At 69.4% G+C, this 16558-nt stretch carries 15 protein-coding genes; 5 read left to right on the top strand and 10 right to left on the bottom strand.

What is annotated here, in order from left to right; translation table 11 throughout:
• Positions 1–429 (bottom strand): EF-hand domain-containing protein, encoded by a 429-nt coding sequence (locus ACV7NO_RS06800; RefSeq protein ID WP_463405252.1) that lies wholly within the window; start codon positions 427–429, stop codon positions 1–3.
• Between the two features lie 35 nt (positions 430–464).
• Positions 465–2507: a S46 family peptidase gene (locus ACV7NO_RS06795; RefSeq protein ID WP_463405251.1), complete on the bottom strand. Its 2043-nt coding sequence runs from the start codon at positions 2505–2507 to the stop codon at positions 465–467.
• Positions 2508–2632: 125 nt separating this feature from the next.
• Here ACV7NO_RS06795 and ACV7NO_RS06790 point away from each other — a divergent pair, with 125 nt between their 5' ends.
• Complete coding sequence (locus tag ACV7NO_RS06790; protein ID WP_463405250.1) at positions 2633–3850, top strand: argininosuccinate synthase; 1218 nt, start codon at positions 2633–2635, stop codon at positions 3848–3850.
• 107 nt (positions 3851–3957) lie between these two features.
• Here the strand turns inward: ACV7NO_RS06790 and ACV7NO_RS06785 are convergent, their stop codons facing one another.
• Positions 3958–5151: a glycosyltransferase family 2 protein gene (locus tag ACV7NO_RS06785; RefSeq protein ID WP_463405249.1), complete on the bottom strand. Its 1194-nt coding sequence runs from the start codon at positions 5149–5151 to the stop codon at positions 3958–3960.
• Positions 5152–5327: 176 nt separating this feature from the next.
• Between ACV7NO_RS06785 and ACV7NO_RS06780 the strand changes: the two genes are divergently transcribed.
• Both ACV7NO_RS06780 and ACV7NO_RS06775 read left to right on the top strand, forming a co-directional pair.
• A complete protein-coding gene (locus tag ACV7NO_RS06780) occupies positions 5328–7070 on the top strand; it encodes a hypothetical protein (RefSeq protein ID WP_463405248.1) in 1743 nt (580 codons plus the stop codon).
• A gap of 38 nt (positions 7071–7108) precedes the next feature.
• The gene (locus ACV7NO_RS06775; RefSeq protein WP_463405247.1) at positions 7109–8716 is read left to right on the top strand and encodes a hypothetical protein; all 1608 of its coding nucleotides are present in this window, start codon (positions 7109–7111) and stop codon (positions 8714–8716) included.
• Positions 8717–8814: 98 nt separating this feature from the next.
• Here ACV7NO_RS06775 and ACV7NO_RS06770 read toward each other — a convergent pair whose 3' ends face one another.
• The 7 genes from ACV7NO_RS06770 to ACV7NO_RS06740 are packed head-to-tail and all read right to left on the bottom strand — an operon-like array spanning position 8815 to position 15026.
• Entirely contained in the window at positions 8815–9846 is a 1032-nt protein-coding gene (locus ACV7NO_RS06770) for a sensor histidine kinase (protein ID WP_463405246.1), read from the bottom strand.
• The gene (locus ACV7NO_RS06765; protein WP_463405245.1) at positions 9846–10289 is read right to left on the bottom strand and encodes a response regulator; all 444 of its coding nucleotides are present in this window, start codon (positions 10287–10289) and stop codon (positions 9846–9848) included. The genes ACV7NO_RS06770 and ACV7NO_RS06765 overlap by 1 nt, the downstream gene beginning before the upstream one ends.
• On the bottom strand, positions 10286–11797 hold the full coding sequence (locus ACV7NO_RS06760) for a sensor histidine kinase (protein ID WP_463405244.1): 1512 nt from the start codon (positions 11795–11797) through the stop codon (positions 10286–10288). The genes ACV7NO_RS06765 and ACV7NO_RS06760 overlap by 4 nt, the downstream gene beginning before the upstream one ends.
• A gap of 10 nt (positions 11798–11807) precedes the next feature.
• Positions 11808–12566, bottom strand: a complete 759-nt coding sequence (locus ACV7NO_RS06755; RefSeq protein ID WP_463405243.1) for a 3'-5' exonuclease — start codon at positions 12564–12566, stop codon at positions 11808–11810.
• 5 nt (positions 12567–12571) lie between these two features.
• Positions 12572–13975, bottom strand: a complete 1404-nt coding sequence (gene pgmG, locus ACV7NO_RS06750; RefSeq protein ID WP_463405242.1) for a phosphoglucomutase/phosphomannomutase PgmG — start codon at positions 13973–13975, stop codon at positions 12572–12574.
• A gap of 5 nt (positions 13976–13980) precedes the next feature.
• Positions 13981–14235, bottom strand: a complete 255-nt coding sequence (locus ACV7NO_RS06745; protein WP_463405241.1) for a J domain-containing protein — start codon at positions 14233–14235, stop codon at positions 13981–13983.
• A complete protein-coding gene (locus ACV7NO_RS06740) occupies positions 14232–15026 on the bottom strand; it encodes a division plane positioning ATPase MipZ (protein WP_463405240.1) in 795 nt (264 codons plus the stop codon). Before ACV7NO_RS06740 ends, ACV7NO_RS06745 begins: the two co-directional genes overlap by 4 nt.
• A gap of 77 nt (positions 15027–15103) precedes the next feature.
• Between ACV7NO_RS06740 and panC the strand changes: the two genes are divergently transcribed.
• Positions 15104–15940 (top strand): pantoate--beta-alanine ligase, encoded by an 837-nt coding sequence (panC, locus tag ACV7NO_RS06735; protein WP_463407295.1) that lies wholly within the window; start codon positions 15104–15106, stop codon positions 15938–15940.
• A gap of 229 nt (positions 15941–16169) precedes the next feature.
• Positions 16170–16460 carry a hypothetical protein gene (locus tag ACV7NO_RS06730; protein ID WP_463405239.1) on the top strand — a complete coding sequence of 97 codons (291 nt, stop codon included), beginning with the start codon at positions 16170–16172 and terminating at the stop codon, positions 16458–16460.
• Positions 16461–16558 lie beyond the last annotated feature (98 nt).

Below are 16558 nucleotides of genomic sequence, written 5' to 3'. Positions count from 1 at the left end.
CTACCGCCCGCCCGGCCCCGCCGGCTTCGGCCCGGCGCGCATCGCCGCACTCGCCGCCGCACGCTCTTTCGCATCGACCACGCCGTCGCGGTTCAGGTCGTACCTGTCGAAGATCGCCGCCATCGCACCCTGCGATTCGGCCATCGTCACCTTGCCGTCCTTGTTCGCGTCGGTCTGCGCGAACCACAGCCCCGCCAAGCGCCTGGCATGGACCGGATCGAGCGCCCGCGGCCCCGCCTTCATCTTCGCCATACGCGCGGTCACCTCGGGCAGCGTCAACACCTTGTCCTTGTTGGTGTCCGACGCGACGAACTCGGCGTTCAGCTTGGCGAGCGCGGACGCCCGCGTCTCCTGCGCCGACACGGCACTGGCGAGGAGCGACGCGGCGAGCGCGGCCGCGGCGAACACGGGCAGGTAGAGCATCTTCATGCACGCTCCCTGCCCGCGTCCGCCTGCACGCCAGATTAACGCGTCGCCAGTTCGCGGACCAGCGCGGCGTTCGGATACACCGTCGTCAGCGCCGCCTGCACCGCCGCGGTCGACACCACCACCGTGCGGTTGAGCACGGGATCGTACCCGAAATTGCCGCCCAGCGAGTGGATGTTGCCGTCGAACGCTGCGCCGATCACCGAACCGTCCTTCGCGATCACCGGCGATCCCGAATTGCCGCCGATGATGTCGTTGGTCGTCACGAAGTCGTACGTCGTCGCCATGTCGAGCTTGGGCTTGGCCGCCGCGAACGCCTTCGCCAGCACGAACGGCTCCTGCCCCGTCGCCCGCTCGTACAGACCTGCGAAGGTGGTCGCATAGGGCACCGGCTTGCCGCGCTCCATCCAGCCCTGGACCTTGCCATAGCTGATCCGCAGCGTGAACGTCGCATCCGGATAATTCGCCGCGCCATAGGCCGCGAACCGCGCCTGGGCGAGCTTCGCCTGCGCCGCCGTCACCGGCGCGTCGACCTGCTCGCTATACGCCGTCCGCAGTGCCCGCCCCGCCGGATCGGCCTTCAGCGCGAACCGGATCAGCGGATCGTCCGACGCCTTGATCGCCGCCATCCCGCCCTTGAACAGCGCCTCGCGCACGGCAGGATCGGCCAGCTTCGTGCCGCCTACCAGCCGCGCCGCCAGAGTCTCGGGCGAATCCTTGCCCAGTAGCGTCTTCACCTGCGGGCTGTCCGCGGTCAGATACTCACGCGTCTTCGACAGCCAGAACCCCAGCGCCTCCTGTTCCAGCCACGGATAGACCGGGGTCGCGTCGGTCAGCTGCTTCTCGACCAGCGGCAGCGCCGAGTCGGTATAGCCCGGCAGCCGCTCGCCATTGGGCTTCTCGCGCTCCGCCGCCGCACGCACCAGCGTCCGCGCATAGCTGTACAGCGACGAGAACATGCCCGCGCGCTGCTCGAGGAAATAATAGTCGAGATACAGGTTGCGCAGCGACACATCCGCCTTGGCGATGTCACTCCACGGATCACCGACCTTGCCACCCGCTTTGGCCTTCAGATCGGCTTCGCCCTGCGCCAGCGTCGCCGCGAACGAATCGTCGTCCAGTGCGCGCGCCTGGCCCCAATACACCTTGTAGCTGTTCTCCAGCCCGAACAGCGTGTCCGCCGCCTCGCGCTTGCGGTCCGCGCTCTCCTCGCTCGCGCGCGTCAGCCGCCCGCGCATCTCGGAGAACAGGGTGGTCGTCAGCGGGATCGCCACCTCGCGCTGGAACTCGATCTGGTCCTGCGTCAGCAGCCGCTGCGTCCGCCCCGGATTCCCGACGACGAACGTCGCCTCCTCCGCCTTGGGCGCGCGCGGGTTCCACGTCAGGTGCTTGGGTGTCGCGACCGGCTTGCCGTTCTCGTACGCGCGCAGGAACGACGCATCGAGCGCATAGCGCGGGAAATTGAAATTGTCCGGGTCGCCGCCGAAGAACGCCGCCGCGAACTCGGGCGCCCATACCAGCCGCACGTCGCTGTACTTGCGATACTGGTACAGCTTGTACTGCCCGCCGCCGAACAGCGTCACCACCTGGCACCGCGTCGTCGCGCGATCGGTGCAGCTCTCGCTCTCGATCGCGGCGATCGCGGCGTCGCGCGCCTTGACCAGCGCCTGTCCCGTCGCGCCGCCGATCGCTTGGCGGACCCGCGGCGTCATGTCGGTGATCGACGTCACCACCTCGGCCTGCTGGCCCGGGCATTTCAGTTCCTTAGCGCGGTCCGCCGCGTTGAAGCCGCCCGCCAGATAGTCGTTGCCCGCACTCGACAGGTCCTGCGCGCACGCCGCGACGCAGTGATGGTTCGTCAGGATCAGCCCCTCGCCCGACACGAACGAGGCCGAGCATCCGCCCGTCAGCCGCACCGCCGCCGCCTGGACGGTATCGAGCCACGCCTTGTCCGGCGCCCAGCCATAATCGCTCTTCATCTTCGCGGCGGGAAACGCATCGAACGTCCACATGCCTTCGTCGGCGAAGGCTGGGGTCGCGACCAGCATGGTCGAGGTGGCGAGTGCGGCAAGCATCTTCATATGACGGAAATCCCCTGATCTCGTTATGCGGCGGGTTCTGCTGCGATCCGCTACGCCAGGCAACCCCGCTTGCGATTCGCGAGCGCACCGACTAGCGCGCGACCCCGAAAGGATACCCCCTCCCCATGTCCGAGAAGATCGAACGCGTCGTCCTCGCTTACTCCGGCGGCCTCGACACCAGCGTGATCCTGAAGTGGCTCCAGCAGACCTACCAGTGCGAGGTCGTCACCTTCACCGCGGACCTGGGCCAGGGCGAGGAGCTCGAGCCCGCGCGCCGCAAGGCCGAGATGGCCGGCGTGAAGCCCGAGCACATCTTCATCGACGACCTGCGCGAGGAGTTCGTCCGCGACTATGTCTTCCCGATGATGCGTTCGAACGCGCTGTACGAGGGGCTGTACCTGCTCGGCACGTCGATCGCGCGCCCGCTGATCGCCAAGCGCCAGATCGAGATCGCACGTCAGGTGAATGCCGACGCGGTCAGCCACGGCGCGACCGGCAAGGGCAACGACCAGGTCCGCTTCGAACTCGGCTATTACGCGCTCGCGCCCGACATCAAGGTCATCGCGCCGTGGCGCGAGTGGGACCTGAACAGCCGCACCAAGCTCATCGAGTTCGCCGAGCAGCACCAGATCCCCATCTCGAAGGACAAGCGCGGCGAGGCCCCCTTCTCGACCGACGCGAACATGCTCCATACCTCGTCCGAGGGCCGCGTGCTCGAGGATCCGTGGGAGGAAGTGCCCGATTACGTCTACTCGCGCACCGTCAATCCCGAGGATGCGCCCGACGCGCCGCAATACATCACGATCGATTTCGAGCGCGGCGATGGCGTCGCGATCGACGGCGTCGGCATGTCGCCCGCGACGCTGCTGGAGGCGCTCAACGAGCTCGGCCGCGCGCATGGCATCGGCCGCCTCGATCTCGTCGAGAACCGCTTCGTCGGCATGAAGTCGCGCGGGATGTACGAGACGCCGGGCGGCACCATCTACCACCTCGCGCACCGCGGGATCGAGCAGATCACGCTCGATCGCGGCGCCGCGCACCTGAAGGACGAACTCGCCCCGCGCTACGCCGAGCTGCTCTACAACGGCTTCTGGTTTTCGCCCGAGCGCGAGATGCTCCAGGCCGCGATCGACCACAGCCAGGAAAAGGTGTCGGGCACCGTCCGCCTGAAACTTTACAAGGGCAATGTCTCGGTCGTCGGTCGCCGCTCGCCCAATTCGCTCTACAGCGAGAAGGTCGTGACGTTCGAGGACGATCAGGGCGCGTACGACCAGCGTGACGCGGCGGGCTTCATCAAGCTCAACGCCCTGCGCCTGCGCCTGCTCGGGCGGCGCGATCGCTGACCTGATCTCCCTCTCCCCCTCGGGGGAGAGGAGTGCCGGGTCAGCAGCACCCCGTGCTGTTCACCCGGCACTGGGCCCGCCGCGTTAGCGGTGGGAAGGGTGAGGGCCTACCGCCCCGGCTGGTCCAGCAGGCCGATGAAGAACGCCGTCACCACCGTCTGCAACCCCAGGCATCCCAGCAGCATCGCGGGAATCGTCAGGCGCATCGTCGCTGCCGGATCGAGATCCCCGAACCCCCGCGCCGCCCAGATCCCGGTCGCCGCGATCGCCCCCGCGACGCCAGCGAGCAGCATCGCGCCGCCGACGACGCACGCGCGCTCGACGGTGAACGCGTCCCTCACCCGCCGCATCGCGCCGCTCTCCGGCCACATCCCCGCGATCACCCCGTACCGCCGCGCCATGACCGCCAGCCCGACGAGCTGCGCGCCCATCAGCACCGCCATCGCGGCGAAGATCATGGTGTGCACCCCGAACTCGACCGCACCGACCCGCACGTCGCCCGGCAACAGCCCCAGCACCCCCGCCAGCCCCGCCGCCATCAGCGCGAGCCCCGGATACAGGAACAGGAACCGCGGCGCATAGATCAGCAGGAAGCGCAGGTGCCGCCACCCGTCGCGCCACGTCCGCAGGTGCGGCGGGCGCGAGCGGCCATCGGGTTGCAGCGTCGTCGGCACCTCGCGGATGTCGAGCTTCGCGATCGAGGCCTTGACGACCATCTCGCTCGCGAACTCCATCCCCGGCGCACTCAGTCCCAGCGCCAGCACCGCATCGCGCCGGAACCCGCGCAGTCCGCAGTGAAAATCCCTCACCGGCGTCGCGAAGAACGCGCGCCCCAGCGCGCTCAGCACCGGATTGCCCAGATAGCGGTGCAACACCGGCATAGCCCCGCGCGCGATCCCGCCGCGAAACCGGTTGCCCATCACGAGGTCCGCGCCGTCCCTCAGCGCCGCGACGAACACCCCCAGCGCCTCGAAGTCATAGCTGTCGTCGGCGTCCCCCATCACGACATAGCGCCCCCGCGCCGCCGCGATCCCCCCGATCAGCGCGGCGCCATAGCCACGCGCGGGCACATCGACGATCCGCGCGCCCATCGCATTGGCGATCTGCTGCGATCCGTCGGTCGATCCGTTGTCCGCGACGATCACCTCGCCCGCGACGTCCGACGCGGCGAGAAACGCGTTCGCCTTCTTGAGACACACCGCCAGCGTCTCCGCCTCGTTCAGGCACGGCATGACGATCGTCAGCTCGATCGCCGGGGCGACGGCGTGGGGGCCCGGACGATCGAGGCGAATGGGGTTCATCGGACGGTCCCTGTCTCTGCGACCCGTTCGGGCTGAGCCTGTCGAAGCCTTGCCCTTCTTCTCGACGCGAGAAAGGAAAGGCAGCCCTTCGACAAGCTCGGCGCGAACGGTGACGAGGAGTTACCTCGCCCGATCCTAAAGGAGGGTTAACCATTGCCCACTATTCCCGCGTCACGATGCGCTCTCCATCCCACGCCCGCCGCGACGCGCTGATCGCCATCGCGCTCGCCGCGCTGCTGTCGCTGTGCTGGGCGATCAACGACTGGCCGCAGCTGCGCTGGTTCACGCTGCCCGACAGCGACGACATGATGCGGCTCGCGCAGATCCGCGACTGGATCGCGGGGCAGCGCTTCGACGACTGGACGCAGTACCGCCTCGCTCCCCCCGGCGGCGCGCTGATGCACTGGTCGCGCGTCAACGATCTCGGCCCCGCCGCGATCATCCTCGCGACGCGCCCGCTGCTCGGCGAGCGCAGCGCCGAACTCGCCGCGATCCTCGCCTACCCCGCCGCGCTGTTCGCCGCATATCTCTTCCTCGCCGCCCGCCTCGCCCGCCGCATCGCCGGCCCCGCCGCCGCGCCGATCGCGCTGGTATTGGCCGCGATCGCCTACCCTGCCGACAGCCTCTTCCTTCCCGGCCGGATCGATCACCACGCGATCGAGATCGTCCTCGTCCTCGCCGCCACGCTCGCGCTCACCGCGCGTGCCTCATGGCGCAGCGGCGCGGCGGCGGGCGCCGCGATCGGCGTCGCGATGGGCGTCGGGCTCGAAGTCGCGCCCCAGGCCGCCGCGCTGATCGCCGCGGCGTTCATCCTGTGGGCCATCCGCGGCGATGCCGAGCGCATTCGACTCGCCGCGCTCGCTACCGCCCTGCTCGCGACGACGCTCGCCCTCCTCGCCCTCTTCCGCCCCGGCTACTGGAGCGCCGGCTGGTGCGACGCCTTCACGCCCGCCTCCTCCACCGCGACGCTGGCAGGAGCCGCCGTCCTAGCCGCGCTCGCGCTGGCGACGCCGCGCTTGCCGACCATCACACTCCGCGCAGCCGTCGGCGCACTGGCAGGCGGCCTCACGCTCGCTGCGATCCTTTGCGCCTACCCCGCCTGCCTCACCGGCCCCTACGGCCCGATGGACCCGTTCGTCCGCCGCGCCTTCATGGACAACGTGATCGAGGCGCGCGGGCTGTTCGCACAGGGCTCGCTCGCCCTTGCGCTCCCCGTCGCCGGGATGATGGTGGTGGCTAGCGTCGCTGCGGTCGTCCTTGCTCGCCGCGGCGCGTGGGGCCGCTGGCTCCCGATCCTCGCCACGCTCGCGATGTGCGACGCGGTGATGCTCGTCCAGGTCCGCGGCGCCTATTTCGGCAGCGCGCTCGCCGTTCCCGTCCTCGCCGCGTTGATCGTCGCCGCGCGCCGCCGCGGTACGCTCTCCACGCTCGCCGCGTGGCTCGCCAGCGCCGGCATGGTGTGGCTGATGGTGCCAATGAAGCTCGAGGCGCTGCTCGCCCCCCGCACCGCGACGATGGGCGGCATCGCGGGCGAGGCGAAGAAGGCGTGCAAGGCCGGCGACGTCTGGCACCAGCTCGATGCGTGGCCCGCCGGCCCCGTCATGGCCTCGATGGACATGGGCGCGTACGTCATCGGCGGATCGCACCACGCGTCGGTCGCGGCGGGATACCACCGCAACAACCGCGGCAACCGCGCGATGTACGATTTCTTCCTGTCCCCGCCCGATCGCGCCCGCACCATCGCGCGCGACTGGCGGGTCGCCTATGTCGCCAGCTGCCCTACCGATTTCACCGAGATCGAGGTCGCGAAACGCTACCCCGCCAGCCTCGCCGCCGCGCTTGCACAGGGCCGCCACCCGGCATGGCTCGAACCTCTCCCCTTGCGCGATACCGGCCTCGCCTTCTATCGAGTGCGGTGACGGGGGACGGGCAGCCCCGTGGCGGGGCGATTGACGACATGCAGACCGAGCGTCCGGACGCGACGGACCCACTTCACTGGTGGCAGACGCGCTGGTTCGTGATCGCCGCGATGCTGGTCGCGACGATCCCGCTGCTGTGGCCCGACATCCCCCCGCTGGTCGACCTGCCCGGGCATATGGGCCGCTGGCGCGTCCAGTTGTCGGGCGCTGAGGCGCCGTGGCTGCGCGACTGGTACGTGTTCCAGTGGGCGCTGATCGGAAATCTCGGCATCGACCTGCTGCTGGAGCCGATGGCGCCGCTGCTCGGGCTCGAACTGTCGGTGAAGCTGATCGTGATCGCGATCCCCGCGCTCACCGTCGGCGGGCTGCTGTGGATATCCCGCGAGGTGCAGGGGCGCATCCCCGCGACCGCGCTGTTCGCGCTCCCCCTCGCCTACAGCTATCCCTTCCAGTTCGGCTTCGTAAATTTCGCGCTGTCGATGGCGCTGGCGTTGCCGATGTTCGCGCTGTGGCTGCGGATGGCGCGGCTGGGGCATCTGAAACTGCGCGCGATCGTCTTCGTCCCGCTGTCGTGCGCGCTTTGGGTCTGCCACACCTTCGGCTGGGGCGTGCTCGGCGTGCTCGCCTTCTCCTCGGAGATGATCCGCCAGCACGATCTGCGCAAGGATCGCGAGGGCGGCCACTGGATCGAAAGCTGGATCCGCGCCGGGCTCGGCTGCGTCCCGCTCGCGCTGCCGATGGTGCTGATGATCGCGTGGCGCTCGGGCGACCACGTGACGGGGCAGACCGCGGACTGGTTCAACTGGCGCGCCAAGATCAACTGGCTGACGATGATCCTGCGCGACCGGTGGGAGGCGTTCGACATCGCCTCGGTCGCGGTCCTGCTGCTCGTCCTGTTCCGCGGCATCCGCGATCCCGCGATCGGCTATTCGCGGCATCTGGGGCTGTCCGCGCTGTTCCTCGTCGCGATGTACGTCGTGCTGCCGCGGATCGTGTTCGGCTCCGCCTATGCCGACATGCGGCTCGCGCCGTTCATGGTCGCGATCGCGGTGATCGCACTGCGCCCGCGAGACGGCCTGACGATGCGCGGCGCGACGACGATCGCGGTGCTCGGGCTCGCCTTCTTCCTCGTCCGCATCGGCGCCGCCACCGTCAGCTACGCGATGTTCGACCGCAGCTACGATCGCCAGCTCGCCGCGCTCGACCACGTCCCCCGCGGCGCGCGGCTGGTCACCTTCGTCGGCACCAACTGCCACAACGACTGGCTGATGTCGCGGCTGGAGCACATGCCCGCGCTCGCGCTCGAACGGCGGCTGGCCTATACCAACGACCAGTGGTCGATGGCGGGCGCGCAGCTGTTAACCACGAAATATCCCGCGCGCGGCTTCTCGCACGATCCCTCGCAGCTGGTGACGCCGTACCAGTGCGCACGCGAATGGTGGCGCCCCGTCGCGCGCAGCCTCGCGCTCTTCCCGCGCGGCGCGTTCGATTATGTCTGGCTGATCGATCCCCCGGCCTATGATCCCAAGCTGGAGGCGGGCCTGATCCCGCTCTGGCGCGACGGTCGCAGCGCGGTGTTCCGGATCGACCACGCACATCCCGGAACCCGGCTGTCGCTCAAGGACTTCCCCCCGCCGAGGTATTAGAGCGGCTTCCGTTCGTTTCGAGCGAAGGCGAGAAACGTAGCGCCCGGCCAACGTTTCTCGACTTCGCTCGAAACGAACGGATCATGGGTGCACGGGGATCATCGCACCGCCGCGCTCAACGTCGCCCGCGTCCCCGCATGCGTCGCGTCATATTCCACCGCCGATTGCAGGCTGAGCGCCATCGCGCGGATCAGCTTGGTGCCGACCCCCGTTCCCTTCGGCGCGATCTCGCCCGTCATCCCGACGCCGTCGTCCTCCACCGCGAGCAGGAAGCGTTCGTCGCCCTCGCGCACCAGCGCGACGCGCACCTCCCCGCTGCCGCCGGGATAGGCATATTTGCACGCGTTGCTCACCAGCTCGGTCACGATCACCCCCAGCGACACCGCGCGGTCGGTCGGCAACCGGATCGGATCGGCGGCGAGGCTCAGCGCGCGCGGAGACGCCTCGGTCGACCAGGTCTCGCCCAGTTCCTCGACCAGCGCGGACAGATATTCCTGCATGTCGACCGTCTCGACGTCGCCCTGCGAGTACAGCCGCCGGTGGACCTGCGCGATCGCCGCGATGCGTCGCTGCGTATCCTCCAGCGCCGCGCGTGCGGCGTCGTCGCTCAGCGCCGCAGACTGCATCCGCACCATCGCCGACACGATCTGGAGCGAGTTGGCCACGCGGTGGTTCACCTCCGCCAGCAACGCCTCCAGCCGCGCGTTCGACGCGCGCAGCCCCGCCTCCGCCTCGACGGTGGAGGCGTGCAGTTCCACCCGCCGCAGCACCCGACGGAGCGCCGCGTCGAGCAGGTCGAAGAAGTCGTCGCCGATCGCCTTGACGACATAGTCGTCCGCCCCGGCACGCAGCGCCGCGATCGCGACGCGGGCCTCCTCGCTGCCGGTGACGTAGACGACCCCCGGCGGCTCCGGCAGCACGCGCAGCCCCTCCAGCGTCGCCAGCCCGTCCATTCCCGGCATATAGTGATCGACCGCGACCAGATCGAAATGCTCCGCCACCGCCAGCGCCAGCCCCTCCGCACCGCCCGCCGCGGTCGCGACCGACCAGCCACGCCGCGTCAACGCCCGCTCGACCAGCCGTCGCAACCCGTCGTCGTCGTCGATGTAGAGGAGCCGCGCGGTGGCCATCAATCGGTCGCGTCGGGAACCTGGATCACCGACAGGAACAGCCCCAGCTGCCGGATCGCCTGCGCGAAATTCTCGTAGTTCACCGGCTTCGTGATATAAACGTTGCAGCCCAGATCGTAGCAGCGCTGGATCTCGCGCGCGTCGTCGGTGGTGGTCAGCACGACGACGGGCGTGCGCTTGACCGGGCCGTCGTCGCCCTTGATCTTCGCCAGGATGTCGGTCCCGCTCATGTCGGGCAGGTTCAGGTCGAGCAGCACCATCGCGGGTCCGTTCTTCGACGGGCCGTCGGTGGCGTCGAACAGATAGGCGAGCGCGCTCGTCCCGTCGACGAAGTGCTTGATGTCGTTCATGATCCCGGCGCGGCGGATATTCTTCTCGATCAGGCGCGCATGCCCCTCATCGTCCTCGATCATCACGATATTGACGGACTGGTGCGCATTCATCGCGGATCTTGCTCCGGTTTCAGGTCTGCGGGCAGCGTTACGCGAAATACCGCGCCGTTCCCAAGCGTCGATGTCAGCGAAATGGTCCCACCCAGTCGATAGACCAGCGCGCGCACATGTGCGAGCCCGATCCCCTCGCCGGGCTGGTCCTGCACGCCCGATCGACGAAACAGATCGAACACGCGCTCATGGTCCTTCGGGTCGATCCCGCGCCCGTTGTCGGTCACCGACAGGATCACGCGCGGACCCGTCCGCTCGCCCGACACCGCGATCCGCGCAGGTCGCCCGGGTGCGGCGTACTTCACCGCATTTTCGACGAGGTTCGACAGCACCTGCTCGATCGCCAGCCGGTCGCTGGAGAGCGCCGGCAGCGTGCCCGCGACCGCCACCTCCGCACCCTCCGCCTCCAGCCGGTGCTGGAGCGCGCCGCGGATCCCGCCGACGATCTCCGCGAGGTCCAGCGGCTCGGGCGCCAGCGTCCGCCGCCCCTGCCGCGACAGCGTCAGGATCGCGTTGATGAGCCGATCCATCTTCTGCGTCGAGGTGCGGATGAACCCGATCGCCTCGGGCAGGTCCTCGCGCGCCGCCAGCTTCGCCTCGTCGTCGAGCAGCGCGGGCGCCTCAGCCTCCGCACGATCGACCAGCGTGCGCAGCGCGCCCGTCGCCGCCTCCAGCTCCGCGGTGAATCCCATCACGTTGACCAGCGGCGAGCGCAGGTCGTGGCTGACGATATAGGCGAAGCGCTGGATCTCCTCGTTCGCGCGACTCAGGTCCGCGGTTCGCTCGCGCACCTGGTCCTCGAGCGACTCGGCAAGGTCGCGCACCGCGTCGCGCGACGCCGCGATCGCCCGCGTGCTGCGGATGCCGATCGCCAGCGCCAGCGTCGCGACGATCGCCAGCAGCACCCCCGCCCCCGTCAGCATCGCGTAGAACAGTTGCGTCGCGGTTTCCTGCCGCGCGCTGCGCAGCGCCAGCAGTGCCATCTCGTCCGCCGCCATCGCACGCAGCCGCTCGCGGATCGCGCGCGTCACGGTCACGCTCGGATCGTTGCGGAACCGCTCCAGCGCCTCGCTCCCGCGCCCGCGATCGACCAGCGCGATCGTCGCCTGCCGGAGCGGCCCCAGCCGGTCGAGCTGCGTCGCGATTCGCGCCACCCGCGCCTGCTGCCGGGCATTGTCCGCGGTCATCGTCGCGATCCGCGTCAGCCCCGGGCGAAGCTCGGCAGTGGTCCGCGCATAGGCCCCGCGAAACACCGGCTGCCCGGTCAGCAACAGCCCGCGCCGCGCGGTTTCCGATTGCTCCAGCGCGATCTGCAGGTCGCCGATCGCGGTGCGGACGTTCTGCGTGTGGATCACGCTCTGGCTGAAGGTCTGCTCCCGCTCGGTGATCCATCCGATCGCGATCGCAGCGGCCAGCAGCGCGCCGAACCCCAATGCGGTGAACGCGACCAGCACGCGCCCGACCCGCGCCTCGGGCACGACGAGACGCCGCGCGAGTCTCGCCCTCATCGCACGCGCATCACAGCAGCAGGTCCTGCGCGGTCGCGCGGCCGACATGCCCGCCGCCACGCCGCCGCGCCATCTCGGTCTCCGCGGTGAAGCGGATGTCCGGATCGCGATCGGTGATGAACTTCACGAGGCTCTCTTCCTCGATTTCGCGCCATTCCTTCCCGCGATCGGGGCCGTAGCGCACGCGCGGCAACAGCCCGGGTTCGGACGACCACTGGATCAGCTGCTCGACGCTTGCCTCGTTCAGCTGGTCGCGCAGGTGGAACGCGGTGACATACGCGTCGGGAAACGCCCGGTGCGCGGGCAGACCGCGTTCGTGGACCATCCCCTCGGGCTTGCGCCAGTAGCGCAGCACCTGGTTCGAATAGCTGGGCGAGTTCGGCCACAGCCGCAGCGCGCATTTCCACGTGCAGATCCATTTCGCACCATGTGTCAGCGCGGGCGTGCAGAACTGCTCCTCGAACGTCGCGCGGTGCGCCGCCAGCGCGATGCGGCGCGGCCACGGATCGAGGATCGGCCGCGCGACGTCGACCCACCACGGCGCGTCGGCGACGTCGACGTCGCGGATATGGTGCACCGCCTCGGTGATCGGCGGCATCGGCCGCCCCGGATTGACGAGCCGGCTACCGCCCTCGCCCTCCAGCTCCCAGCGCCCGTCCTTCTGGAGCGCGACGTCCTGCCAGCCGATCTCGCACACGCCGTGCGCGGGGGGCGGGCTGCCGGTGGTTTCCAGGTCGATGACGCGAATGATGCTGGGGGTGGGACGCATCGCACTCATGTGGGCGAGGCGACGCGCGATGTCACCCCGTACGCCGCAAGATGCGCATCGACCTCGGCGAGCAACCGCGCCAGCCCCGCCGAGTCGCGCGATTCGGCGCGCACCGTCAGCGCCGCCTCGGTGTTCGACGCGCGCAGCAGCCACCAGCCGTCCTCGGTCGTCACGCGCACACCATCGGTCCGGTCGACGTCCGCGCCGTCCAGCCGCCCTTTCACCGTTTGGGCGACCGCCTCGACCACCGCCACCTTGCGCACATCGTCCACCGCGATCCGCGTATCGGGGATCGACACGCTCGGCGGCATCGCGTCGATCAGATCGGTCAGCGAGCGGCCCGACAGGTGCACCGCGCGGATCAGCCGCACCGCCGCGTACAGCGCATCGTCGAACCCGTAATACTCATGCCCGAAGAAGATGTGCCCGCTCATCTCGCCCGCCAGCGGCGCGCCGACTTCCTTCATCCGCGCCTTCATCAGGCTGTGCCCGGTCCGCCCCATCACCGGTCGTCCGCCCAGCGCGCGAATGCGCGCGAACAGCGCGTCGCCCGCCTTCACGTCGGCGACGATCGCCGCGCCCGGCAGTTCCTTCAGCAGAGGTTCGGCCAATATGGACAGGATCTGGTCGCCCCAGATCGTCCGTCCCTTCGCGTCGACCGCGCCGATCCGGTCGCCATCGCCGTCGAAGGCCAGTCCGAAATCGAGCGTCTTCTCCGCGACGAGACGCTTCAGGTCGCGCAGGTTCGCCTCGACCGTCGGATCGGGATGATGATGGGGGAATTCGCCGTCCACCTGGGTGAAGAGCGTGTGGTGCTCACCCGGCAACAACTCGACCAGCGCCTCGACGATCGGGCCAGCCGCACCGCTGCCCGCGTCCCATCCGATGCGGTACGCGCCACCGGCATAGCCCGCCATCAGCCGCCCGACATAGGCGTCGCGGATCGCGAAGTCCTCGACCGTGCCGGTGCCGCTCTCCCAGTCGCCAGCTTCGGCCAGCACCGCCAGCGCCTGGATCGCCTCGCCATGGACCGAAATGTGCTGCGCGACCATCTTGAAGCCATTGTCGTCGCGGGGATTATGGCTGCCGGTTACCTGGATGCCGCCATCCACTTCTAGCCCATCTACTTTGAGAGTAGCCTCGGCATAATACAGCATCGGCGACGGCCCGACACCGATGCGCACGACGTCCACCCCCGATTCGACGAGCCCCGCCACCAGCGCCGCCTCGAGCATCGGCGACGCGATGCGCCCGTCACGCCCGACGACGACACGCGTGCCGCCAGCGCGCCGGATCATCGTCGCGAACGACCGTCCCAGCGCCCAGGCATCGCGCTCGAACAGCGTCCGCCCCACCGTGCCGCGAACGTCGTACTCGCGCAGGATTTCGGGTGCGAACCGGTGCCCCACGCCGCTCACGCCTTTTTCAGGAGCACATCCCGCGCGGCGTTGATCCGGCGCGTCAGGTCCGCCGAACCCCCGCGATCGGGATGGACGCCCGCGATCAGCCGCCGGTGCGCGGCGCGGATCGCATCGGCGTCCGCTCCAGCATCGACCCCCAGCACCGCGCGAGCCTCAACCTCACCGGGCAGTGATTTCGGCTTCGCCTTGGGTTTGCGCAGCAGCATCCACGCCGCCCAGACGATGATCGCGGCGACGATCCACTTCATGCGACCAGCGGCACCGCGGGCTCGGGCAGCGCCAGCCCCGCCATCATCTCGCGCAGCTCCTGCCGCGCCGCGACATGTGCCAGCCCCATCCCGCCGAAGCTCTTGGTATCGAGCATCGTCAGCCCGGCCGGGAACAGCTCGCGATAGATCACGCGCTCGCCCAGCCCCGGGATGATCCGGAACCCCACGCGCTTTGCCAGCTGGTCGAGCGCGTCGGACACGCGGCGCATGTTGCGCGCCTCGATATGCTGGAGCCGGTTGCGCAGGACGACCCAGTCGATCGTCGTTCCGTCCGCCTTCGCGCGCGCCTTGCGCGCCTCCCAGATCAGCTCCGAATAGAAGCTGGGGCGCGTCACCTTGAACGTCTCCGGGTGCACCTGCCCGATCAGATCGAAATCGACGAAGCTGTCGTTCATCGGCGTGACGAGCGTATCCGCCCGGCTCGCCGCCGCGCGGGCGATCGGGTCGTCGCGGCCCGGCGTGTCGATCACCAGATAGTCCGCGCCGCTCGCGAGCTCTGCGAACTTCGAATCGAAATCGTCCTGCGTCGATCCGTCGCCGGTCATGTGGCGCGGCACCGCCAGCGGGTCGCCGGTGCGCTTCACGGTCTCCGCGCGATTGTCGAGATAGCGGCCCATCGTCCGCTGCCGATGGTCGAGGTCGAGGCACGCCACCTCCGCGCCCTTCGCCGCGAGCGCGATCGCGACGTGGACCGCGGTGGTCGATTTGCCGGTTCCGCCCTTTTCGTTGGCGAAGACGATGACATGGGTGTTCCGGGGCCCGCTAGGCAATTTCGTCGCATCCTGTGTTGATCCGCTGCGCCCCCATCCATAGAAGCCCCGCGCTCGGAGTACGAGGGGGTATGAGCTTGCAGATCGTCCGGGACTTGAACGCCTTGCGCGAAAGCGTCGCCGCTTTTCGTGCCGAGGGGCAGCGCGTGGCGCTCGTCCCGACGATGGGCGCGCTCCACGCCGGGCACATGGCGCTGGTCGAGGCCGCACGTCGCCCGGGCACGAAGGTGGTCGCCTCCATCTTCGTCAACCCCAGGCAGTTCGGCGCGGACGAGGACCTCGCCCGCTACCCCCGCCGCGAGGCCTCCGACGCGCGGATGCTGAACGAAGCGGGCTGCGACCTGCTGTGGATGCCCCCGGTCGCGGTGATGTACCCGGCGGGCTTCGCGACCAATGTGTCGGTCTCGGGCGTCAGCGAAGGCCTCGACGGCGCCGCCCGCCCCGGCCATTTCGACGGCGTCGCGACCGTCGTCGCCAAGCTCTTCAACCAGGTCGGCGCCGACACCGCCTGCTTCGGCGAGAAGGATTTCCAGCAGCTCGCGGTCATCCGTCGCATGGTCGAAGACCTGGATATTCCGATCGAGATCGTCGGCGTCCCGACGCAGCGCGAGGACGACGGCCTCGCCCGCTCGTCGCGCAACGTCTATCTCGACGACGAGGAACGCGCGAAAGCCGTGGCGCTCCCCCGCGCGCTGGGCGTCGCGGCGCGTGCGATCGAACGCGGCGACGATGCCGGGCGTGCACTGGCGGACGCGCACGCCGCGCTCGTCGCAGCCGGGTTCGTCGTCGACTATGTCAGCCTGGTCGACGCGGAGACGCTCGCCCCCACGACCGACCCGGCCCGCCCCCGCCGCCTGCTCGCCGCCGCGAAGCTGCGCGCCACCCGCCTGATCGACAACATCGCGATCGGTTGAGCCACGCGCCCGGACGTAGCCCGCTCGTTTCGAGCGAAGTCGAGAAACGTACCGCGACGTCCGAGGCGCGCTTCTCGACTGCGCTCGAAACGACCGGGCCGGGAGGCCGGCTGGATACCCCGAGACGCGGAAAAATTCGCGCTCTCCGCGCCGTTAACCATTTCTAGACACGATCGCGCCAGAACCGCAGTCACGGGAGAAGGGTTCCCGTGACGAATGGGGGCGACATATGGGCAACAGCCTGAAGAGCGCGCGGTTCCTGGTCGAAAGCCGGTTGCGCGATGCGGCACGTGGAGACACGTTCGCCGCCTATGACCTGGGGGTCTTCTACTCGACCGACGGCGACGCCTACGACCTGATCGAGGCGCACAAATGGTTCAACCTCTCCGCGGTCGGCGGCAACGTCGCCGCGCAGGAAGCGCGCGCCGAAATCTCCGAGGACATGACCGCACGCGAGATCGCGACCGCACAGGCCGCCGCCCGCGCCTTCCTCTCCGCGACCCGCCTCCGCGCCGCCTGATTCGAGCGGCCCGGTCCGCCACCCCTACCCGTCACCCCGGCAAAAGGCCGGGGTTCACGTCGCCACCGACGCAGAGGCGCGAAAGGCAAGCGACGCAC

Source organism: Sphingomonas sp. Ell38C01 (assembly GCF_055231975.1).
The sequence above is the reverse complement of the archived record's forward strand: the minus strand, read 5'-3'. Positions and strand labels throughout refer to the sequence as shown.